The sequence below is a fragment of the Streptomyces sp. NBC_01381 genome (genome assembly GCF_026340305.1).
GTDB lineage: Bacteria > Actinomycetota > Actinomycetes > Streptomycetales > Streptomycetaceae > Streptomyces.
This window is the reverse complement of sequence record NZ_JAPEPI010000001.1, coordinates 2,959,311-2,980,953: the sequence shown is the minus strand read 5'-3', so window position 1 is coordinate 2,980,953 and position 21,643 is coordinate 2,959,311. Positions and strand designations below refer to the sequence as shown.

Below are 21,643 nucleotides of genomic sequence, written 5' to 3'. Positions count from 1 at the left end.
CCTTGCCGCCGCGGGTGGCTTGTGTTGTTGCGCGACTACCGGTCGCGACTGGTTGCTCGCGCAGTTCCCCGCGCCCCTTAAGGGGCGCGGGGAACTGCGCGACAAGCCCATGACGACGGAAAGCCGCCAACGAACCCCCGGCGGCACCCCATTAGGCGCTACAGCAGCTCCCGAAGCCGCTCTGCCAGCAGGTCCCAGCGCCACCTCTCCTCGACCCACTCCCGGCCCCGCTCCCCCATCCGCGCCCGCAGCTCCGCATCGCCCAGCAGGGTGACGATCCGGTCGGCCGCGTCCTCGGGGACGCCACCCCGGACGACCCACCCTGTCTCCCCGTCAAGCACCGCGTCCGGCGCCCCGCCAGAATCCCCTGCGACGACCGGCAGGCCCGTCGCCGAAGCCTCCAGGTAGACGATGCCGAGGCCCTCCACGTCGAGGCCCCCGCGCCGGGTCCTGCACGGCATGGCGAAGACGTCTCCCGCGCCGTAATGCGCGGGGAGTTCCTCCCACGGCACCGCGCCGGTGAAGCGGACCGACTCCGAGACGCCCGTCTCGGCGGCAAGCTTGTGCAGCTCCTTCTCGTAAGGGCCGCCTCCGACCACCAAGAGAACCGCTTCAGGCTCCCGAGCCAGTATCCGCGGCATGGCGAGGATCAGCGTGTCCTGCCCCTTGCGCGGCACAAGGCGCGAGACGCACACCACCACCGGCCGGTCGGTCAGGCCGAGGCGGGCGCGTACGGCGTCACCGCCCGACCCCGGGTGGAACGTCTTCTCGTCGACGCCGGGCGGCAGTTGGACCATCCGCCCCGCCGCGGCGGGCGTCAGCGCGGCGGCGATCCGGGAGCGCGTGTACTCGCCGAGATAGGTGATCGTGTCCGTCGACTCGCCGATACGGCGCAGGAGTTGGCGGGATGCGGGCAGCTGGGCCCAGCCCGCCTCATGGCCGTGCGTCGTCGCCACGAGCCGCGTCGCCCCCGCCTTGCGCAGGGCGGGCGCCATGAGCCCCAGCGGCGCCGCCGCCCCGAACCACACCGACGTACAGCCGTGTTCGCGCAGCAGCGAGACCGCGCGCCGGGTGACGCGCGGAGTCGGGAGCAGCATCGTCGTGGGGTCGCGTACGACCTTGAAGGGCTGCTCGGCGTCGAAGGCGGCCGTCGCCTCCGCGCCCTCGCGGCCGCGCTTCCAGGTCGAGGCGTAGACGACGAGCTGCTCGGGGTCCAGGCGAAGGGCCATGTTGTGCAGGAACGCCTGGATGCCACCGGGCCTGGGCGGGAAGTCGTTCGTGACGATCAGGGTCTTGTGCATCGTCGCCGACAGTACCGAAAGCCGGACAGAGCGCCGAACGGCCCCGCCTCTTGGCCCATCCACGGCTCCGTCCGCCATCATGGCTCCCGAATCCCAATGAACCGGCTGAAAAGGGGCGTGGTGGCGCGTGGTGCGGATCCTGGCCGTCTGGGGCCTGACCCGGACCGTCCTGCTGCTCTGCGTCCTCCAGGTCCTCACCGCCCCCGGACCCGATGTGACCAGCGACGTCTGGGTCATCTACCAAGGCTGGTACGAGGTCCTGCGCACCGGCACCTTCCCGCTCGACGACGTCACCTGGCAGTACCCGCCCGCCGCCGCCCTCGCGGTCCTCTCCCCCGCCCTGCTGCCCTTCCTCGGCTACGGGACCGCCTTCTTCGTCCTCGCGTTCCTCGCCGACGCGCTGGTCGTCGGACTGCTCCTGTACGCGGGGCGGCGGCCCGGCAAGTCGCTCCGGGGGGCCTGGGTGTGGGTCGTGGGCGTGGCGCTGCTCGGGCCCACCGTGTACGCCCGTTACGACCTGATGGTCACGGCCGTCGCGGTCGCCGCGCTGCTCGCGGGGGCCCGGCATCCGCGCACGATGGGCGCGCTCGCGGGCTTCGGCGCGCTGCTCAAGGTGTGGCCGGTGCTGCTGCTCGTCGGTACGCCGCGCGGGCGTGCCACCCGGCGCTCCTGGGGCGCCGCGGCCGGCACGGCACTCGGTCTTGCCCTCGCCTTCCTGGTGACGATGCCGGGCGCGCTCGCCTTCCTGACCTTCCAGCGCGACCGGGGCACCGAGGTCGAGTCGCTCGGCGCCCTCGTCTTCCATGTCGCGCGGCACTTCGGCTGGAGCGGCCAGGTCCAGCTGAACTACGGCTCGGTGGAGTTCATCGGCCCGTACGTCCCGCTGGTGAGCACGGTGGCGCAGGCGCTGTCCGTGGCGGCCTGCTGCTGGCTGCTCGTGTGGCGGCTGCGGGCGCGCGCCTGGTCGGCGGGCACGGTCGCGGACGCGGCCTTCGTCGCCGTGCTCCTGTTCACCGTGACGAGCCGGGTGATCAGCCCGCAGTACATGGTCTGGCTGGTGGGGATCGCCGCCGTGTGCCTGGCGTTCCGTACGAGCCGGATGGTGCTGCCCGCCCGGCTCGTCCTGGCGGCCACGTTCGTCACGTTCCTGGAGTTCCCCGTCTGGTTCTCGCACGTGGTGGCCAGTGATCCGCTGGGCATCGCGCTGCTCTTCGTACGCAATGGTCTGCTCGTCGCGGCGGCGCTGCTCGCCTGCCGGAACCTGTGGCGGCGGACGGTGTCCGAGCCCCGGGGACACGGTCCGGAGCCCGCCGGGGTCAGCCGAACTCAGCGCGCAGATACGTACGCCAGCGCGCCGTGAACTCCTCCGGGCTGAGGTCGAGGACATCCCGCAGGGCGTCCTCCACCGCGCCGGGCCTCTTCTTGTGGTCGCCGACCGCTTCGTAGAACGCCGTAAGACGTTCCTCGCCCCACTGGTCGGCGATCATCCGGCAGGCCAGCCACGCCCCTTCGTACGCCTGCGCCAGCTTCCCCGAGTCCCCGCTGAAGCCGAAGTCGCCGTCCTCGGGCAGCGCCGCGGGCAGCCGCTCCTCCTGGACGGCGCGCCGCAGTTCGGGCGCGGCCTGTGCCGCGGTCCGGCCCGTGCCGCGGTAGCCCACCCAGTCGGCGAAGCCCTCGGAGAGCCAGAGCGGGGTGGCCCGCGAGGTGTGCGCGCGGGTCGCGACGTGGGTCGTCTCGTGGGTGATGACGACCTGCTTGCCGAAGGCACCGAGCACGCCGTACGCCTCCGGGTTGACGATGATCCGGTCGGCGGGCGCCTGCCCGGAGCCGCCGGCCTCCCCCGTGGTCACCGCCGCGATCCCCTGATAGCCGGAGGCGGGCGCCCCCAGCAGCCCCGCCATGCCGTCCAGGGACTTGGGCACGAGGACGACGACCTGCCCGGGCCACTTCCCGCGCCAGGCGTCCCGCACCGACGGCACCGCGCGGTCGGCGAGATCCGCGTACGCGCGCAGCTCCGCGGTGGCCCGGTCCCCGCGCCCGACGCCCAGGACGAGGCTGTGGTCGCCCCGCACGGACGTGACGGGCCCCTGGTCCCAGAGCTGCTCGGTGGCCTTCTTCGCGGGGCGCTCGGCGGCGACGTACCACTGTCCGTCGCGCTCCCGGAGCGAGAGCGTGCGCGTCGTGCTCAGCGGCTCCCTGTCGTAGCCCTTGATCCGGTACCGGAGCTCGGCGGTCGCCGTGGCCCGCGCGCCGTCCCGGTCGAAGGCGGTCAGGCGGTACCCCCACGACGCGAGCGGGAGATCACGGAGGTTGCCGTAGGCCTCGGCGGGCCGGCCCGTCGCGCGGTACGCGGCGGCGTCCCGGTCGAGCACCGCTTCCGCGCGCCGGTCCAGGAGCCTGCGCACGTCGCCGGGCGCCGCGTCGGGCGCCGAAGGACCGCCGCATCCGACGAGCAGCGCGACGCAGAGTGCAAGGACTCCCGACCCACGCCCGCGACCAGCCATGATTCAGATCGTACGGGCAGCGGGCGGCCCGCCGCCGGTCAGATCCGCGTCACCGACGACACCGGCATCATGCCCACCGGGTCGTAGCGCACGGGCGCTCCGGGGTAGGGCGCGTGCACGACCTGGCCGTTGCCCATGTACATCCCGATGTGGCTCGCGTCGTCGCGGTAGGTGACGAGGTCGCCGGGCTGTGCCTGCCCGAGCGGCACCTGGCGCCCGGCGTAGCGCTGCGCCTGCGAGGTGCGCGGCAGGCCGACGCCCGCCTGTGCGTACGCCCACTGGGTGAGGCCCGAACAGTCGAAGCCGGAGGGGCCGTTGGCGCCCCACACGTACGGCTTGCCGACCGCCGAGCTCACCGCGGCGATCGCGGCGGCGGCCCGCGACGATGCGGGCACCGCGCCGCCGAGATCGGGCAGTCCGCCGCGTCCCGAGCGCGACGCCTTGTCGTACGCGTCGCGCTCGTCGGAGGACAGCGAGTTGAGCAGCCGCCGCGCCTTGGCGAGCTTGTGCTCGACGGTGCGCTTGTGGCGGGCCACCGCCTTGCGGCTCTCCTCGAGGTCGACGAGCTTGCGGGTGGCCTCCGTGCGCTCCTGGGAGAGGGCGCGCTGGGCCTTCTGCAGATCGGTCAGTTCGTCGGCCTGCCGGGCGCCGATGCGGTCGAGCGCCGCCGCCTTGTCGAGATAGCCCTCGGGGTCGGAGGAGAGCATCAGGGCGAGCGAGGGGTCGATGCCGCCGGAGCGGTACTGGGCCCCGGCGAGCGCGCCGAGGGCGCGGCGCATCATGTTGATGCGCTCCTGCCCACGGGCGACGCTGTCCTTGGCGAGACGGACCTGCTCGCGCAGCGTGTCCGCGCGCTCATCGGCCTTGTTGTACGACTCGGTGGCCTGCTCGGCCTGTTCGTAGAGGCGGTCCACCTTGGCCTTGGTGTCGGACGGAGTGTCCTGCGGCGCTGCGCCCGCCGGTGCGGCGCCGAGTGCGGCGGCGGCGGTGGCCGCAGTGGCCGCCGCTGCCGAGAAGACGGTCACGCGCGCGCTCCGGTCAAGGCCGGACTGTGCGGGACGACGATGGGACCCCACGGGAAGCCGCTCTCCCTCCGCTGGCGAACCCCCCGATCCGTCGGGGGAGTGCGCGCGACAGTAGCCGTGGGATCACGTCACGGCCAAAGACCTGGCCGTGCACACAACGTGACGCCCCGCCGGAGACGCAGGTCACCGACGGGGCGTGGGGTCAGCAGGAGTTGGCGGAATTCGCCCGTTCGGACGGCACGCCGGTCGTTTCAGATGCGGACCGCCGAGCGGAAATCAGATGCGGACGCCGAACTGGAAGGAGCCGATGGTGGACATCGACTCGTAGCGCACCACGGCGCCCGGCTTCGGGGCGTGAAGGACCTGGCCGTTGCCCGCGTAGAAGCCGACGTGCGCGAGGCTGTTGAAGAACACCAGGTCGCCCGGCTTCAGCTCGGAGCGGCCGATCTTCGTGCCGTCGTTCTGCTGGGTGTAGGTGGTGCGGGTGATCTGCACACCGGCCTGGTTGTAACCCCACTGCGTGAGGCCGGAGCAGTCGTAGGAGTTGGGGCCGCTGCCGCCGGAGACGTACGGCTTGCCGAGCTGGGTGGCGGCGGCGCTCAGGGCGGCCTGGCCGCGCTGCGAGGCGGGGGCCTCCTTGCCGAGGTCCACGCGGTCGTCGGCGGTGCGGCTCGCGCGCTGCTCCTTGGCGGCGAGCTCGGCCTTCTCCTTGGCGGTCAGCGTGTTGAGCAGCTTCTGGGCGGCGCCGAGCTTGCTCTGGACTTCCTTCTTCTTCTTGCCCAGTTCCTTGCGCGTCTCCGCGAGGTCGCTGAGCTTGTCGGACGCCTCCTTGCGCTCCTGCGCGAGGGTCCGCTGCTTGTCCTGGACCTTCTTGAGCGCCTCGACCTGCTGACTGCTCAACTGGTCCATGGTGGACGCCTTGTCGAGGTAGTCGTCCGGGTCGGCCGAGAGGAAGAGCTGGACGGAGGGGTCGATGCCGCCGGAGCGGTACTGCGCGCTGGCCATCGAACCGAGGCCGCTGCGCAGGTCGTTGAGGTCCTCCTGGCCGCGCGCGACTTTGTCCTGAAGCTCGCCGATCTCCTTCTCGAGCTTCTCCTGCTTCTCCTTGGCGCCGTTGTACCGGTCGGTGGCCCGGCCCGCGTCCTCGTAGAGCTTGTCGACCTTGGACTTGACCTCGTCCTTGCTCGGCTTCTCGCTCGGCGAGGCGTTGGCGGCCTGCGAGGTGAGTGCCACGGCAGCGGCGGCGGTTGCGGTGAGCACGGTCACACGGGCGCGGCTCGGCTGCTTGGGTCGACGGTGGGACGCCACGAAGGCGGCTCCTTCTTCCTCCAGCCGCCTACCGAAACCCGGTGGGCGGGTACCACCGCTGTCGCCCCGGATGAGCGATCCACCGAGCGGAGGTTCGAGGCGAGACCCTAGTGATGTTCTTGTGATCAGTTCAAATCCTGATCAGCAAAAAGTCGCCGGTCGGGCGCATTCTTTACCGTTGACGCACAGGCAGTGACGGGCACTTGACGCTACGTTGCGTAAGCGTCGCCCCAATTCGGGCATAGGGAACAGGAGTTACTCAGGCACCCTTAGCCGCACAGAGTCGGGCGTACGTCAGCCGCGCGAAAGCCGCTTCAGGAGCACGACGGAAGCGACGGGCCGCGCCCCCGCCTTCGCGATCCCGTCGGCCACTTCGCGGTCGGTGGAGACGACGACCACGGGGCGCCCGGGAGGCTCGGCGCGCACCAGCTGGCGGATCAGTTCGTCCGCCGTGACGCCCGGCTTGGAGAAAAGGACGCGCACCCCGCGCGGCGGCGCGAGCAGGACGGGCGCGGCGAGTTCGGCCCCGTCGAAGACGCAGGTGACCTCGGCGCCGGTCTGGGCGGCGAGCTGCGAGAGCGAGCCGAGCAGCCGAAGGCGCTGCTTCTCCAGGGGCATCGTGGGATAGCCGGTCTTGGTGACGTTGTAGCCGTCCACGACCAGGTGCGCCTGCGGCAGCGCGAGCAGTTGGTCGAGGATGGCCGGATCGTTCTCGGAGAGCGCGCGGGCCGCGATGTCCTTCGGCGTCATCCGCCCCGGCTCGACGGCGTCCACGGTCTCGGCGGGCCGCACCGACACGGGCGGCAGGGCGAGTTCGCGGCGCAGCCCCTGGGTGGCCTCGAGGACCGTGTCCAGGAGCAGCCGCACCCGCATGTCCTCGACGCTGCGGCCCTCGCGCGCCGCCCTGCGGCTGGCTTCGAGCGCCGCCTCGGTCTCGCTGAGCCTGGCCTTGAGCCGCCGGGTCTCGCTCTCCGCGGCGGACACCTGCGCCTGACCCTCGGCACGCACGGCGTCGGCTTCGGCCGCCGCCTTGCGCAGGGCCGCCTCCCCGCGCTTGACGTCGCTGAGTGCGCCGCGCAGCTTGCGATGCATCGATTCGGCTTCCTTCTTCGCCGACTCCAGCTCCGTGCGCAGCCGCTCCGTCTCGGCCTTCGTCTGGCCGCGGGCCGCCGCGAGCTCCTCGCGCAGCCGCTCCAGCTCGGCCCGGGTCTCGTCGTCGACGCGCTCGGCGTCCGCCCGCTGGGCCTCCTCGCCCGCGGCGGTCACCAGCTTCACCCAGCCCGTGGGGCGCAACACATAGGCCGCGGCCGCCACGTCGAGCGGGTCCGCGGCCGGGGGCGGGGAGCCCGCGTCCAGGGCACCGGTGAGCTCGGGCTGCACCTCTCTGAGACGTTCGCCGATGCGCTGCCGGAAGAGCGGGTCGCCCTCCAGGGCGGCCGCCATCGCGTTGCCGGCGAACTTGGTGCGCCGGGTCGGCGTGAAACGGGCGTACTGCCGCAGCTGTGCGGGCAGTTCGCTCACCGTGAGACCACCGAAGCCGTCCGAGACGATCTGGACGACCCGTCGGCGCACTCCGTCGGGCAGCGGGCGGTCGAGCACCTCAGCGGCGCCGTCGTCCGGCTCCCCGCTCGCGCTCTCCACCATCGCTCACCCCACTAGCTGTGCGGGGCCCGCTCCCTCAGGAGCCGGCACCCGGCCTGTCCACGAGTTCCACCTTGTCCACCGCGTTGCACCAGCGGCAGCGGACCGACTCGATGGTCTCACTGACCACCTCACGTTCCTCGACGTTCGACTCACCGGCCAGGTCGAGGTGCACATATTCGACGACCTTCGAAGAGCGGGTCACGTCGAACCGCGTGAGGTTGCCGCAGAGCGTGCAGCGCCACCGGGTGGTGTCGGTCGGCAGAGGAACCGTCATCGTGGCTGTTCGCTTTCCTTCGGGATTCCATGGTGCGTGGTGCCCGTAACCCTAAGGCCTGTAAGGGTCTCCATGCGGCGGCCTCCACAGCGGCGAGGCGGTCTGTACGGGTAGCGCCCCTTACGTCATGCTCTGTTCATGATCAACACATGGGGTGCGACGGCGGTCCGGCTGATCAGGGGCCAGTCGGCCCCGGTGACGTACAGCCTGATCGTCGCCTGCTGTCTGGTCTTCGTGATCTCCCCCGTGTCCGGGCTCAACCCCGTCTACGGCATCGGCGACCAGCTGCTCGCCGCGCAGCAGGACTACTTCGCGCGGTGGGGGGTGGTCCCATCGGAGCTGATCAGCGGGGTGCCGCGGGCCGCGCTCGGCCCCCTCACCGCGCTGTTCGTGCACGGCAGCTGGCTGCATCTGCTCGGCAACATGCTCTTCCTGTACGTCTTCGGGGCGATGGTCGAGGAACGGATGGGGCACCTCCAGTTCGCGCTCTTCTACGTCGGCTGCGGCTATCTCGCCCTGCTCGCCTACGCGGCCGCGCACGCCGGCTCCGACCAGACCCTGGTGGGCGCGTCGGGGGCGATCTCGGCGGTGCTCGGCGCCTTCCTGCGACTCTTCCCCAAGGCACGGGTCACCAGCCTCTTCCCGTTCCTCTTCTTCCTTCCGCTGCGCTTTCCCGCCTGGGTGGTGCTGCCGTTCTGGGTGACGCTGCAGTGGCTCGCCGCACTGCAGGGCGGTCAGGGTCCCGGAGTCGCCTATCTGGCCCACCTGGTGGGCTTCTCGCTGGGCTTTCTCTACGCGTGGGTGCGGTATGGCCGGACGGATAGAGTGAAGAGGCCAGCACCGGCTACCGAGGGAGACAGTCAGCCGTGATCACCGCGATCGTGCTCATCAAGACCAGCGTGGACCGGATCCCCGAGATCGCCGAGTCGATCTCCGCCCTCGACTGTGTCAGCGAGGTCTTCTCCGTGACCGGCACCTACGACCTGATCGCCATGGTGCGCGTCGGCCGCCACGACGACCTGGCCGATGTCATCCCCGGCAAGATCAGCAAGATCCCGGGCGTGGAGGCGACGGACACGCATGTCGCGTTCCGTACGTACTCGCAGCACGACCTGGAGGCGGCGTTCGCGATCGGCCTCGACTCCTAGGCATCCGCACGGCCGTCGGATGAGGGTTTCTTCATCTGCGGCTCATGCTGCTGGCGCACTGCGCCCCGCACCCTCGCTGTCATGGTCTTCTCCCACCGCATGGCCGCCCTGGCCGCCGTCGTGGCGATCCCCCTCGGCATCGCCACGACCAGCTACGTCCTGACCGACAGCCCCGAGCCTCCCAAGGCCCCGCCCAAGGTGGAGCTGGAGAGCGGCTCGCCGTCCTCGAAGCCGTCATCTCCGCCCTCGAAGCCCGCCACCCCCCGGCCGACGCCGAGCGACGAGACCGTGTCCCCACCGCCGGTCAGCGAGAATTCCCCGGGCGATGACAACGACGACGACGGCAACGAAGGCAGCGGCCGGGGCGACAACGACGACGACGGTCCCGGTGACGACGGCTGAGCGCCCGCACCGCTGGATATCCGCCCGTGTCCGCATCCTGCTCTGGCTGCTCGTGGTGATGACCGTCGCGCTCACCGCGGTCGCGGCCACCACCCGCTCCGTCCTGCTGCGCGACGTGGACCACCGCATCGACCGGCTGCTCGCCCAGGAGACCGCGGAGTTCACCAACCTCGCCCGCGAAGGAGTCGATCCGCACACGGGCGAGAAGTTCAGCGCTCCCGACCCCCTCCTGCGGCTCTTCCTGTCCCGGCAGTACGCCGACCCCGACGAGGAGCTCCTCGGCCTGGTCGGCCGCCCCGGCAAGGCACCCGCGAAGAAGGAGCAGTCGCGCGAGCCACGGATCGACCATCCGCTCGCCGAGGACACCGCCGCCCTGCGAACGGTCTTCGAGTCCCCCGACGCGACCGGCACGCTGCACCGCGAGGGCGGCGAGGTCCGCTGGGCGAAGGTGGAGATCGCGGCGAGCGCGGGCCATCCGGCGGCGGCGTTCGTCGTCGCCTTCCACCCGGCGGGCGAACAGGCCAAGGCGGGCGACGTGTTCACGATGCTGCTCGCCATCTCCGGGGTCGCGCTCCTGATGACCACCGGCATCGGCTGGGCGGTCGCGGGCCGCATCCTCAAGCCCGTACGTCTGGTGCGTACGACCGCCGCGCAGCTCACCGAACAGGATCTGACCCGGCGCATCCCGGTGCAGGGCAGGGACGACATCGCGGCGCTCGCCGAGACGTTCAACGGCATGCTCGACCGACTGGAGCGCGCGTTCGCCGCGCAGCGCGAGTTCGTCGACGACGCCGGGCACGAGCTGCGCACGCCCATCACCATCGTGCGCGGCCATCTGGAGCTGATGGGCGACGATCCGGGCGAGCGCGAGGAGACCGTCCGGATCGTGATGGAGGAGCTCGACCGGATGAGCCGCATCGTCGAGGACCTCCTCCTCCTCGCCAAGGCCGAGCGCCCCGACTTCGTCACCCCCGAGCCGGTGCAGCTCGCCGAGCTGACCGCGGACGTCTTCGTCAAGGCGCGGGCGCTCGGCGACCGCGACTGGCGGCTGGCCGAAGTGGCCGACGGCGAGACCGGTCTCGACCCGCAGCGCATCACCCAGGCGATGGTGCAGCTCGCCCAGAACGCCGTCCAGCACACCGTCCCCGGCCAGCGCATCGGCATCGGCTCACGCAGCACGGCGGGCCGGATCGAGCTGTACGTCGCCGACAGCGGGCCCGGCGTCCAGGCGCAGGACGCGGCGGTGATCTTCGAGCGGTTCCGGCGCGGCACCGCACGCCGCGGCGCCCGCGCCACCGGCGCCGGGCTCGGCCTCGCCATCGTGCGCGCGATCGCCGAAGGGCACGGCGGCCGGGTCGAGCTGCGGCCCACGGCGTCGGGCTCCGGCGGCGCCACCTTCGTACTCGTACTGCGAGAACAGGAACCAGGACTGCCATGAACCGGATTCTCATCGTCGAGGACGAGGAGCGCATCGCCTCCTTCGTCGAGAAGGGCCTGCGGGCCAACGGCTTCACCACCAGCGTCGTCGGCGACGGCGAAGCGGCCTACGACTACGCCCTGACCGGCGGCTTCGACCTGGTCGTCCTGGACATCGGGCTGCCCGGCAAGGACGGCTTCACGGTCCTGCGGCAGCTGCGCGAGGCCCGGGTGACGACCCCGGTGATCGTGCTGACCGCCCGCGACTCGGTCCGGGACACGGTGGCGGGCCTCGAGGGCGGCGCCGACGACTGGATGACCAAGCCGTTCCGTTTCGAGGAGCTGCTCGCGCGGGTGCGCCTGAGGCTGCGCACGGCGGCGGGCGCCCCGGAGGTGACGGTGCTGCGCGGCGGGGATCTGACGCTGGATCTGCGCACCCGCAGGGCGCGTTCGGGCGAGCGGACGGTGGACCTGACGGCACGTGAGTTCGTGCTGCTCGAACTGTTCCTGCGCCATCCGGGGCAGGTGCTCTCGCGGGAGCAGATCCTCTCCCATGTGTGGGGCTACGACTTCGACCCCGGGTCCAACATCGTGGACGTGTACGTACGAGCGCTGCGCAAGAAGCTGGGCGCCGAGCGGGTGGAGACGGTGCGCGGGATGGGGTACCGGCTGCCGGGGTGAGCGCCCGGCCTGCCGGGGTGAGCGCCCAAATCACCCCGTGAAGTTCCTTTCATCTCAGGCTCATTGAGGGCTCACGGCGGGGCCCGAGGCTTCCTGTGTGACCCTGAATCCCCGCCAAGCCATCACGCTGTGCGTCGCGCTGAGTCTGTGCGCGCTGCTCGTGGTTCCCGGCAACTTCCCCGGCCTGAGCGGCGACGCCCGCCTCACTCTCGCCGTGTTCGCCCTGGCGACCTGTGCGTGGATCGGCACGCCGATCGACGACACGTACATCGCGCTCGGCGCCGGCCTCGCGCTCACCGCGACCGGGGTGATCAGCAGCGACACGCTCTTCGGCACCCTCGGCGACGAGACCGTCTGGCTGCTGATCTGTGCCTTCGTGCTCGCGGCGGCCGTGGCCCGCAGCGGTCTGGCGGGACGGGCGGCGGCCTTTCTGGTCAGCGGGGCGCGCAGCGTACGGCAGTTGACGCATCTGACGACGGCGGCGCTCGTCGTGACGGCCTTCGCGGTGCCGGCCACGTCGGGCCGCGCAGCGCTCGCGCTGCCCGTCTTCCTCGCCCTCGCCAAGGTCCTCGCCGACCGGAAGCGCCTGGTCGTGATGCTCGCCCTGCTCTTTCCGACCGTGATCCTGCTCTCCGCTGTCGCGACCCTGATCGGCGCGGGAGCACATCTGATCACGGTGTCGGTCCTGTGGGAGGCGACCGGGGAGCGGATCGGCTTCACGCAGTGGCTGCTGCTCGGCCTGCCGCTCGCCATGGCCTCGTCCCATCTGGCGGCGGAGGCCGTCCTGTTGACGACGACGCGGCGCGCGGACCGCAAGGGTCCCGTGCACATCACCGTCGAGCAGCTCCAGGAGCACAGCGAGCAGCCGGTCACCGGACCCTGGGAGCCCGCCGAGACCCGCTGCGCCCTGCTGCTCGCCACGGTCGTCACGCTCTGGTGCAGCGAGCCGCTGCACCAAGTGCCGCCCGCCGTGGTCGCGTTGATCGGCGCGGTCGTCGCATCCTCCCCCGCACTCGGCACCGTACGTCTGAAGGACGCCCTGAAGACGGTGCCCTGGTCGCTGCTGCTCTTCATGGCGGCGACGATGGCGATGGGCGTCGCGCTCGCCGACTCGGGGGCGGCGAAGTGGCTGGTGGGCGGCGTTCCGCTGGATGTGCCGCCCTGGCTGTTCCTGACCGTGGTCGTCGGGGTCAGCACGACCGCGCACCTCGTCCTGCAGTCCCGCTCGGCGCGTTCTTCGGTCCTGGTCCCGCTGGTCGTCGCGGCGGCCGTCGGCGCGGGCGTCAACCCCGTCGCGGCCGCCCTGGCCTCCACCGCGGCGGCGGGCTTCTGCCACACGCTGCCCGCGTCCGCGAAGCCCGTCACGCTCTTCGCCGACATCCCCGGCACCCCCACCTACACCCCGCGCGACCTGCTCCGCCTCTCCGCGGTCCTGGCACCGCTGACGGCCGCGCTCGTGCTGCTCTTCGCCATCGCGCTGTGGCCGCTGCTCGGCGTGCCCGTTCGCTGAGCGCTGTGCTGGAACGTCATCTGCGGGCCGGTGGGGGCTGGTCGAGCCCGCGCGGCGGAGCCGCCAATGTCGCAGCCCCGCGCCCATCAGTTCCCTCTGCCATGGAGACCCTCATGCTGACCCGTTTCGCCATCGCCCCCAGCGGCTTCAAGGAGTCCCTGTCCGCGCACTCCGCGGCCGAGGCCATCGCCGAAGGGGTACGCCGTGTCGTCCCGCACGCGGTGACCGATCTGATCCCCCTGGTGGACGGCGGTGAGGGCACCGCGCGCGCCCTGGCCGCCACCGGCGGCGGCCGCCTGGTCGCACTGCCCGCCACCGGGCCCGTCGGCCAGCGGATCGGCACGCACTTCGCGCTACTGCCCGACGGCACGGCGGTCGTCGAGATGGCGGCGGTGGCCGGGCTCTCGCTGGTCCCGCGCGATCTGCGCGACCCGGGCGCCACGACGACGTACGGCGTCGGCGAGCTGATCGGCGCCGCCCTGGACGCGGGGGCCCGCCGCATCCTGGTGGGCTGCGGCGACTCCGGAACGTCGGACGGCGGCGCGGGCGCCCTGCAGGCGCTCGGCGCCCGGCTCCTGGACGCGGACGGCTGGGAACTCCCGCACGGCGGCCGTGAGTTGACCCGCCTGAGCCGCATCGACCCGTCGGGCCTCGACCCCCGTCTGAAGGGCACCGAGATCCGGGTCGCCTGCAACCCCTTCAACGTCCTGACCGGCGAGCGCGGCGTCGCCCGCGTCTTCGGCCCCCAGAAGGGCGCCACACCCGCCCAGGTCGAGGTGCTCGCGGCCGCCCTTGAGCACTGGGCGCACATCCTCACCCGCGACCTGCACGCCACGGCGGACCTCGCCCTCGGCCCCGGCACGGGCGCATCCGGCGGTCTCGGCGCCGGCCTCGCCGCGCTGGGCGCCCGGCTGCTCCCCCGCTTCGACGTCCTGCTCGACCACCTGGACCTGGACGCCCGGCTTGCCCGCGCCGACCTCGTCGTCACCGCCGAGGGCGCCCTCGACCACCAGACGCCGCGCGGCAAGATCCCCGCCGAGGTGGCAAGGCGCGCCAAGCGGTCGGGCCGTCCGGTGCTCGTCCTCGCGGGCACCATCGGCCAGGGCGCGCACCATGTGCGGGCGGCGGGCGTGGACGCCTACAGCGCGATCCTGCCCGCCCCGGTCTCGCTCACGGAGGCGCTCGGCCGGGGCGGCGAGTTCCTCACCGACGCGACCGAGCGAGCCCTGCGGATGATCCAGATCGGCACCCGGCTGCCGTCCTCAAAGACTCAGGCCCCGGTGGTGTCCGGCACGCAACGCCCGTCCTCGGTGCGGTAGTTCCACCGCGCGCCGTCCGCCACCAGCTCCTTGACGGCGCGCACGAAACGCTCGACGTGCTCGTCCGGGGTTCCGGCGCCGAAGCTCACCCGGATCGCGTTCAGCGACTTCTCGCCGGGCGCGGCCTCGGGGGCACCGCACTCGCCCTGGGTCTGCGGGTCGCTGCCGAGCAGGGTGCGCACCAGCGGGTGGGCGCAGAAGAGACCGTCGCGTACGCCGATGCCGTACTCGGCGGAGAGCGCCGCGGCGAAGTGCGAGCTGTTCCAGCCCTCGACGACGAACGAGATGACGCCGACGCGCGGGGCGTCGTCGCCGAAGAGCGAGAGCACCTTCACCGCGGGCACCTCGGCGAGGCCCTCGCGGACCTTGGCGATGAGGTGGTTCTCGCGGGCGACGAGCTCGTCGAAGCCCGCCTCGGTCAGCGCCTTGCAGGCGGCGGCGATCGAGTACACGCCGATGACGTTCGGCGAACCGGCCTCGTGCCGGGCGGCGGTGTCGTGCCACTCGACGTCCACGCCGCCGTCCGTGCGCCGCGCGACCTTCCGCGATGCGCCGCCGCCGGCGAGGTAGGGCTCGGCCTCCTGAAGCCAGTCGGAGCGGCCCGCGAGGACGCCCGAGCCGAAGGGCGCGTACAGCTTGTGACCGGAGAACGCGACCCAGTCGACGTCCAACTCACGTACGGAGACGGGGTGATGGGGTGCGAGCTGCGCGGCGTCCAGGACGATGCGGGCGCCGTGCGCGTGGGCGGCGGCGGCCAGCTCCTTCACCGGCCACAGCTCACCGGTGACATTCGACGCGCCGGTCACGCAGACCAGGGCGGGCCCGTAGGGGTCGCGGTCGGCGAGAGCGCGCTCCAGGGTGGCGACGGCCTGGTCGGCGGTGCGCGGCGCGTTCAGGTACGTCACGCGGGCGTCGCGCCAGGGCAGCAGCGAGGCGTGGTGCTCGGTCTCGAAGACGAAGACCTGGCAGTCGGCGGGCAGCGCGGCGGCGAGCAGGTTGAGCGAGTCGGTGGTCGACCGCGTGAAGACGACCTGGTCGCCCTCACGGCAGTCGAGGAACTCGGCGACGGTGACCCGGCTGTTCTCGAACAGGTCGGTGGAGAGCTGCGACAGATACCCGGCCCCGCGGTGCACGCTGCCGTAGTACGGCGCGTACGCGGCCACGTCGTCCCACACCCGCTGCAGCGCGGGCGCGCTCGCCGCGTAGTCGAGCGCGGCGTAGGTCACCTCGCCACCGGTGACGAGCGGCACGGTGACGTCCCGGCCGAGGACGGCGAGGGGGGCACAGACGGACGAGTCGGCGGCGACGGCGGAAACAGACATGGCGAACTCCCGTGGGAAGGCAGGCGAGTTCACTGCAGCGACGCCCGTGCGACACGCAGGGCGGTGCAGTGATGAAAAGAAAAGGGGGGTGCGGAAAAGGGGCCGGAAAGCCCTATCGCATTCGCTTGCTCACGAGACTGCTCCCTCGAGGACCAGGACCCCTGGTGATCGCGAGGGGTCCGCGCTTGCCATACGCCTTGCTGCGTACGGCCTGGTCTTCACCCGGGGCACCCCGCCACGGACGGAGGGTTGCCGGACAGCAAGCCGGGGCCTAATCGCTGTCACTCATGACCTGTTGAGCATCTTGCCACATGATCTTCGACGCGCAAGGCGCAGTCCAGAATCCGGACTGCGCCTTGGGTCACATTCGGGGCCCGCGTCAGCGGTTGCTGGCCGCCACCCAGCGCTCCAGGGCCTTCTTCGCGGCCCCGGAGTCGATGGACTCGGCCGCCCTGACCATGCCGGCCCGGATCTCCTCCACGAGGCTCCCCTCGCCCGGCGAGAGGGCCACGAGCGCCGCCGCCGAGTTGAGCAGCACCGCGTCCCGCACGGGCCCGGTCTCCCCGTCGAGCAGCCGCCGCGCGACCTCCGCGTTGTACGAGGCGTCGGCACCCCGCAGCGCCTCGATGGGCACCAGGTCGATCCCGACGTCGCGCGGGTCGAAGGCCTCCTCGCGCACGGCTCCGTCACGCACCACCCAGACCCGGGAGGTCGACGTCGTCGTCAGCTCGTCGAGCCCGTCGTCGCCGCGGAAGACGAGCGAGGAATGCCCGCGCTCGGCGAAGACACCGGCCACCACGGGCGCCATCCGCGGGTCGGCGACGCCGACCGCCTGGGCCCGCACCCTGGCCGGGTTGGTGAGCGGACCGAGCAGGTTGAACACGGTCCGGATGCCCAGCTGGCCGCGCGCGGCGCCCGCGTACCGCAGCGCCGGGTGGAACTTCACCGCGAAGCAGAAGGTGATGCCCGCCTCCTCCACGACCTCGACGACCCGCTGCGGCGTGAGCTCCAGGTTCACGCCGAGCTTCTCGAGCACGTCGGAGGCGCCGCTGGCCGACGACGCGGCGCGGTTGCCGTGCTTGACGACCTTCGCGCCCGCGCCGGCGATGACGATCGCGGACATCGTGGAGATGTTGACGGTCTTGGCGCCGTCGCCACCGGTGCCGACGATGTCGACGGTCTCGCCGGGCACCTTGATCACATTGGCGTGCTCATACATGGCGCGTACGAGACCGGAGATCTCCTCGACCGTCTCGCCCTTGGCGCGCAGCGCCACCACGAAGCCGGCGATCTGCGCGTCGGTGGCCTCGCCGCGCATGATGCGGTCCATGGCCCAGGCGGTGTCGTCGGCGCTCTGGTCGCGCCCGTCGAGCAGACCGTTCAGTACGTCGGGCCAGGAACGGCCCGCCGCGGTATTGCCTCCTGCGGGGGTCACAGCGCTCATCTGCCGCTCCTGAGTTCGTATAAATGGGCCAAGGACACCCTATCCAGGTGCGGGGACGGCAAAGAGCCCCGTCCGCGCAATGGACGGGGCTCTTGCCGTGGCGACCTTGTGGTCAGAGCTCTGTGAGCTCAGGGATCAGTGGTGGCCGTGGCCGCTCGTGATCTCCTTGTACTCCTCGACGGTGGGCTTGGGGATCTGGCTCTCTTCCCCGAAGTAGCCCTTCGAGAGCTTGGCCCGGAGCTTCTGCGAACCGGACACCTTGCGCTCGACACCGTTCTCGTCGACCGTCGGGCCGATCTCGACCGGCACGTACTGCTCGTGCGCGGTGAGCGTGTGCAGCTGCTCCTGGTTGAGCGGCTCGTGGACCTCGATGAACTCACCGTGCGGCAGGCGCTTGATGATGCCGGACTCGCGCCCGTGCAGCACCTTGTCCTTGTCGCGCCGCTGCAGACCCAGGCAGATCCGCTTGGTGATGATGAACGCCAGCACCGGGAAGACGAAGAAGGCGATCCGCACGAACCAGGTGATCGAGTTGATCGACAGGTGGAAGTGCGTGGCCCACAGGTCGTTTCCGCCGCCGATGAGCAGCACGAAGTACCAGGACAGCCATGCGACACCGAAGGCCGTACGGGTCGGGACGTTGCGTGGGCGGTCCAGGATGTGGTGCTCGCGCTTGTCGCCGGTGACCCAGGACTCGATGAACGGGTAGACCGCGATCGCGACCAGGACCAACGGGAAGATGATCAGCGGGATGAACACACCCAGGACGAGCGTGTGACCCCAGAGATTGATCTCCCAGCCCGGCATGAACCGGATCAGGCCCTCGGAGAAGCCCATGTACCAGTCGGGCTGGGCTCCGGTGGAGACCTGGTCCGGACGGTATGGGCCGAGAGCCCAGATCGGGTTGATCGTGGCGATCGCCGAGATGGCCGCGATGACGCCGAAGACCAGGAAGAAGAAGCCTCCGGCCTTGGCCATGTAGACCGGGAGCAGCGGCATGCCGACGACGTTCTTCTCGGTCCTGCCGGGGCCCGCGAACTGCGTGTGCTTGTGGAAGAAGACCAGGATCAGGTGGGCCACCAGGAGGCCCATCATGATGCCGGGCAGCAGCAGGATGTGGACCGAGTAGAACCGGGCCACGAAGTCGCCGCCGGGGAACTCCCCGCCGAACAGGAACATCGACAGGTACGTACCGACGATCGGTACGGACAGGATCGCGCCCTGCATGAAGCGGACACCGGTGCCGGAGAGCAGGTCGTCCGGGAGCGAGTAACCGGTGAAGCCGGTGAACATGCCGAGGACGAGCAGCAGGAAGCCGAAGATCCAGTTGACCTCACGGGGCTTGCGGAAGGCACCCGTGAAGAAGACGCGCATCATGTGCACGAACATCGCCGCGAGGAAGATCAGCGCCGCCCAGTGGTGGATCTGCCGGATCAGCAGACCACCGCGCACATCGAAGCTGATGTGCATGGTCGAGTTGAACGCCTCGGACATCAGCTGTCCCTGCAGCGGGACGTAGCTGCCGTGGTACTCCACCTCGTTCATCGACGGGTGGAAGAACAGCGTCAGATACACACCCGTGAGGATGATGATGATGAAGCTGTAGAGCGCGACCTCACCCAGCATGAAGGACCAGTGGTCCGGGAAGATCTTGCGCATGTTGGCCTTGGCCAGGGAATAGATCCCCAGGCGGCCGTCGGCCCAGTCGGCGACCCGCTCACCGGCGGGCGCCTCCTTCTTGCGGTTGTCGTTCGCCGAAGTGCTCATCCGCGCTCCCAGAATGCAGGACCGACGGGCTCTTCGAAGTCGCCGAGCGCCTCGAGGTAGCCCTCGTCGTTCACGCCGATGCGCAGCTGCGGCAGTGCGTGACCGGCCGGGCCGAAGATCACTCGGGCACCGTCGGAGAGGTCGAAGGTGGACTGGTGGCACGGGCAGAGGACGTGGTGCGTCTGCTGCTCGTACAGGGAGATCGGGCAACCCACGTGGGTGCAGATCTTGGAGTAGGCGACGATGCCGTCGTGCGACCAGTCGAGCTCGCGCTTGTCCTTGATGTTGTCCGGCTGGATCCGGACGATCATCAGGGCCGCCTTGGCGATCTGCACCTGGAAGTCGTGGTCGTGCTCCTCCAGGCCCTCGGGCTTGGCGAAGGTCAGCGAACCGACCGAGACGTCCGCGGGGCGCAGCGGCTCGTTCGTGTTCATGTTCACGAGCAGCTTGCCCTTGCCCCACAGGGTGTGCCGCAACTTGTCCTCGGGCAGCGGACCGAGGTCACGCAGCAGGACGATGCCGGAGAGCGGCACCATGGCCAGCGCGCCGAACATCGTGTTGCGGATCAGCTTGCGGCGGCCGAACTGCGACTCCTCGGCGCCGGCCTTGAAGTCGGCCATGACCTTGGCCTTGACCTCGGGCTCGGCGGCGATGGGGTGCCGCTCGTCGGCGACCTCCACGTCGGACATCAGGGTGCGGGCCCAGTGGACCGCTCCCGCGCCGATGCAGAAGAGGGCGATGCCGAGGGTCATCCCCAGGGAGAAGTTGAGCGCGCTGATGCGGCCGATCGGCCAGATGTAGACGCTCTGGTCGACCGGGAAGGCCACGAACGAGGCGATGAAGCCGACCGTGGCCAGCATCGAGAGCAGGAACATGAAGGCGACCGCGCGCTCGGAGCGCCGGGCTGCCTTCTCGTCGATGTCCTGGACGCGATGCTCGTGGGGCGGCAGCCCCGGGTCGGCGAACGGGTTCTTCTCGTCCGCGACCGCTACCGGGCTGTGCTCGGCTTCCTGCACGCTGGGCAGGTTCTCTTCTGGATTCTCTTGGCTACTCATGACTTCTTGGCCTTTGCGGTCCGAGCGGCGACCCACACGGCGACCGCGATCAGCGAGCCGAGGCCGAAGATCCAGCCGAACAGGCCTTCACTGACCGGACCGAGGCCGCCCAGCGAGAGGCCGCCGGGGCTCTCGGTCTCTTCGCCGTTGACCGCGTCGAGGTACGCGATGATGTCCTTTTTGTTCTTCTCCGGCATGATCGTCTCGGGGAAGGACGGCATGTTCTGCGGGCCGGTCTCCATGGCCTCGTAGATGTGCTTCGGGGAGACATCCTCCAACGACGGGGCGAACTTGCCGTTCGTCAACGCGCCGCCCTCACCGGTGAAGTTGTGGCACTGCGCGCAGTTGGTGCGGAACAGCTCGCCACCCTTGGCGATGTCCGCCCCGTCCGGGCTGTACTGCTTCTCGGTGGGGATGTTCGGTCCGGCGCCCAGCGAGGCGATGTACGCCGCGAGCTGGTCGACCTGGGCCTGGTTGTAGATGGCCTTCTTCTTCGGCGCCTGGGCGCCCGGCTGCTGGAGCGGCATGCGGCCGGTGCTGACCTGGAAGTCAACGGCGGCGGCGCCGACGCCCACCAGGCTCGGACCGTCGGAGGACCCCTGACCGCCGGTTCCGTGGCAGCTGGAGCAGCCAACGGAGTAGAGCTTCTTGCCCTCGTCGATGGCGAGGGACTGGGCGGTGTCGTCGGCCTGCGCCTTGTCCGCGGGTGCGAACGCGGCGTACAGCCCCCCGGTGGCCGCCAGCGCGAGGAGTAGGACGACGATCGCCGCCAGCGGGTGGCGTCGTCGTGCGGAGAGCTTTTTCACGGATTACCCCGGTGTCAGGATCTTCTGCGTCGATGCTTCGGAATGGTTCGGGTTCGGGCCCGGCTACTTGATCATGTAGATCGTGGCAAAAAGACCGATCCAGACAACATCGACGAAGTGCCAGTAGTAGGACACGACGATGGCTGCGGTCGCCTGCTCGTGGGTGAACCTCCTGGCCGCGTAGGTGCGGCCGAGGACCAGCAGGAAGGCGATGAGACCGCCTGTCACGTGCAGTCCGTGGAAGCCGGTGGTCAGGTAGAAGACCGAGCCGTACGGGTCGGACGAGAGCGAGAGGCCCTCGTGCTTGACCAGCTCGGTGTACTCGTACACCTGACCGCCGATGAAGACCGCACCCATGATGAAGGTGACGATGAACCACATCCGGAGCTTCTTCACGTCACCGCGCTCGGCGGCGAATACGCCGAGCTGACAGGTGAGGGAGGAGAGCACCAGGATCGTGGTGTTCGTCGCCGAGAACGGGAAGTTGAGGGCCGAAGCCATTTCCTTCCAGTGATCAGGACCTGTCACCGATCGCAGGGTGAAGTACATCGCGAAGAGGGCCGCGAAGAACATCAGCTCGGAACTGAGCCAGATGATGGTTCCGACGCTGGTGAGGTTCGGTCGATTGACCGGCGGGTGCGCGTGCCCGGTATCTACTGTCGTTGCTGTCGCCACGACCGACATTATGTCGGTCGCTTATCCCGCCCTCACCCCGGG

The 21,643-nt window shown here is 70.6% G+C and carries 20 protein-coding genes and 1 riboswitch; of the genes, 8 read left to right on the top strand and 12 right to left on the bottom strand.

All coding sequences use genetic code 11. The features are described from left to right. Positions 1 to 158 precede the first annotated feature (158 nt). Positions 159 to 1,301: a glycosyltransferase family 4 protein gene (locus OG453_RS14020; protein ID WP_266867889.1), complete on the bottom strand. Its 1,143-nt coding sequence runs from the start codon at positions 1,299 to 1,301 to the stop codon at positions 159 to 161. Positions 1,302 to 1,428: 127 nt separating this feature from the next. Here OG453_RS14020 and OG453_RS14015 point away from each other — a divergent pair, with 127 nt between their 5' ends. Continuing rightward, positions 1,429 to 2,661: a glycosyltransferase family 87 protein gene (locus OG453_RS14015; RefSeq protein WP_266867887.1), complete on the top strand. Its 1,233-nt coding sequence runs from the start codon at positions 1,429 to 1,431 to the stop codon at positions 2,659 to 2,661. Here the strand turns inward: OG453_RS14015 and OG453_RS14010 are convergent. The 5 genes from OG453_RS14010 to OG453_RS13990 form a co-directional block, all read right to left on the bottom strand. Further along, positions 2,618 to 3,805: a hypothetical protein gene (locus tag OG453_RS14010; protein WP_266867885.1), complete on the bottom strand. Its 1,188-nt coding sequence runs from the start codon at positions 3,803 to 3,805 to the stop codon at positions 2,618 to 2,620. The genes OG453_RS14015 and OG453_RS14010 overlap by 44 nt on opposite strands. A 38-nt stretch (positions 3,806 to 3,843) precedes the next feature. Next, on the bottom strand, positions 3,844 to 4,881 hold the full coding sequence (locus OG453_RS14005; RefSeq protein ID WP_266867883.1) for an NlpC/P60 family protein: 1,038 nt from the start codon (positions 4,879 to 4,881) through the stop codon (positions 3,844 to 3,846). Positions 4,882 to 5,106: 225 nt separating this feature from the next. After that, the gene (locus tag OG453_RS14000; protein ID WP_266867881.1) at positions 5,107 to 6,138 is read right to left on the bottom strand and encodes a C40 family peptidase; all 1,032 of its coding nucleotides are present in this window, start codon (positions 6,136 to 6,138) and stop codon (positions 5,107 to 5,109) included. 294 nt (positions 6,139 to 6,432) lie between these two features. Then, entirely contained in the window at positions 6,433 to 7,782 is a 1,350-nt protein-coding gene (locus tag OG453_RS13995; protein WP_266867879.1) for an NYN domain-containing protein, read from the bottom strand. Between the two features lie 34 nt (positions 7,783 to 7,816). Continuing rightward, complete coding sequence (locus OG453_RS13990) at positions 7,817 to 8,056, bottom strand: hypothetical protein (protein WP_135328915.1); 240 nt, start codon at positions 8,054 to 8,056, stop codon at positions 7,817 to 7,819. A 138-nt stretch (positions 8,057 to 8,194) separates the two neighbouring features. Between OG453_RS13990 and OG453_RS13985 the strand changes: the two genes are divergently transcribed. The 7 genes from OG453_RS13985 (at position 8,195) to OG453_RS13955 (ending at position 14,532) form a co-directional block, all read left to right on the top strand. Beyond that, entirely contained in the window at positions 8,195 to 8,926 is a 732-nt protein-coding gene (locus OG453_RS13985; protein WP_266867877.1) for a rhomboid family intramembrane serine protease, read from the top strand. After that, on the top strand, positions 8,923 to 9,204 hold the full coding sequence (locus OG453_RS13980) for an Lrp/AsnC family transcriptional regulator (protein ID WP_266867875.1): 282 nt from the start codon (positions 8,923 to 8,925) through the stop codon (positions 9,202 to 9,204). Before OG453_RS13985 ends, OG453_RS13980 begins: the two co-directional genes overlap by 4 nt. Before the next feature lie 81 nt (positions 9,205 to 9,285). Next, on the top strand, positions 9,286 to 9,606 hold the full coding sequence (locus tag OG453_RS13975) for a small secreted hydrophilic protein (protein WP_266867873.1): 321 nt from the start codon (positions 9,286 to 9,288) through the stop codon (positions 9,604 to 9,606). 58 nt (positions 9,607 to 9,664) lie between these two features. After that, positions 9,665 to 11,044, top strand: coding sequence for an ATP-binding protein (locus OG453_RS13970; protein ID WP_266869853.1), 1,380 nt, complete (start codon positions 9,665 to 9,667; stop codon positions 11,042 to 11,044). Next, positions 11,041 to 11,703, top strand: coding sequence for a response regulator transcription factor (locus OG453_RS13965; protein ID WP_266867871.1), 663 nt, complete (start codon positions 11,041 to 11,043; stop codon positions 11,701 to 11,703). The genes OG453_RS13970 and OG453_RS13965 overlap by 4 nt, the downstream gene beginning before the upstream one ends. A 97-nt stretch (positions 11,704 to 11,800) precedes the next feature. Continuing rightward, the gene (locus tag OG453_RS13960; protein ID WP_266867869.1) at positions 11,801 to 13,213 is read left to right on the top strand and encodes an SLC13 family permease; all 1,413 of its coding nucleotides are present in this window, start codon (positions 11,801 to 11,803) and stop codon (positions 13,211 to 13,213) included. 113 nt (positions 13,214 to 13,326) lie between these two features. Then, the gene (locus OG453_RS13955; RefSeq protein WP_266867867.1) at positions 13,327 to 14,532 is read left to right on the top strand and encodes a glycerate kinase; all 1,206 of its coding nucleotides are present in this window, start codon (positions 13,327 to 13,329) and stop codon (positions 14,530 to 14,532) included. Here OG453_RS13955 and OG453_RS13950 read toward each other — a convergent pair. The 6 genes from OG453_RS13950 to OG453_RS13925 all read right to left on the bottom strand — a co-directional run bounded on the left by OG453_RS13950 (position 14,484) and on the right by OG453_RS13925 (position 21,610). Further along, positions 14,484 to 15,854 carry an aminotransferase class V-fold PLP-dependent enzyme gene (locus tag OG453_RS13950; RefSeq protein WP_266867865.1) on the bottom strand — a complete coding sequence of 457 codons (1,371 nt, stop codon included), beginning with the start codon at positions 15,852 to 15,854 and terminating at the stop codon, positions 14,484 to 14,486. The two genes, OG453_RS13955 and OG453_RS13950, sit on opposite strands and share 49 nt — an antisense overlap. A 176-nt stretch (positions 15,855 to 16,030) precedes the next feature. Beyond that, positions 16,031 to 16,147, bottom strand: a riboswitch (SAM riboswitch). 86 nt (positions 16,148 to 16,233) lie between these two features. After that, entirely contained in the window at positions 16,234 to 17,298 is a 1,065-nt protein-coding gene (gene trpD / locus OG453_RS13945) for an anthranilate phosphoribosyltransferase (RefSeq protein ID WP_266867863.1), read from the bottom strand. A 135-nt stretch (positions 17,299 to 17,433) separates the two neighbouring features. Then, positions 17,434 to 19,065, bottom strand: coding sequence for a cytochrome bc complex cytochrome b subunit (locus OG453_RS13940; RefSeq protein ID WP_266867861.1), 1,632 nt, complete (start codon positions 19,063 to 19,065; stop codon positions 17,434 to 17,436). Next, positions 19,062 to 20,120 carry a ubiquinol-cytochrome c reductase iron-sulfur subunit gene (locus OG453_RS13935; protein WP_266867859.1) on the bottom strand — a complete coding sequence of 353 codons (1,059 nt, stop codon included), beginning with the start codon at positions 20,118 to 20,120 and terminating at the stop codon, positions 19,062 to 19,064. The genes OG453_RS13940 and OG453_RS13935 overlap by 4 nt, the downstream gene beginning before the upstream one ends. After that, positions 20,117 to 20,926: a c-type cytochrome gene (locus tag OG453_RS13930; RefSeq protein WP_266867857.1), complete on the bottom strand. Its 810-nt coding sequence runs from the start codon at positions 20,924 to 20,926 to the stop codon at positions 20,117 to 20,119. Before OG453_RS13930 ends, OG453_RS13935 begins: the two co-directional genes overlap by 4 nt. Positions 20,927 to 20,989: 63 nt before the next feature. Beyond that, a complete protein-coding gene (locus OG453_RS13925; RefSeq protein WP_266867855.1) occupies positions 20,990 to 21,610 on the bottom strand; it encodes a heme-copper oxidase subunit III in 621 nt (206 codons plus the stop codon). Positions 21,611 to 21,643 lie beyond the last annotated feature (33 nt).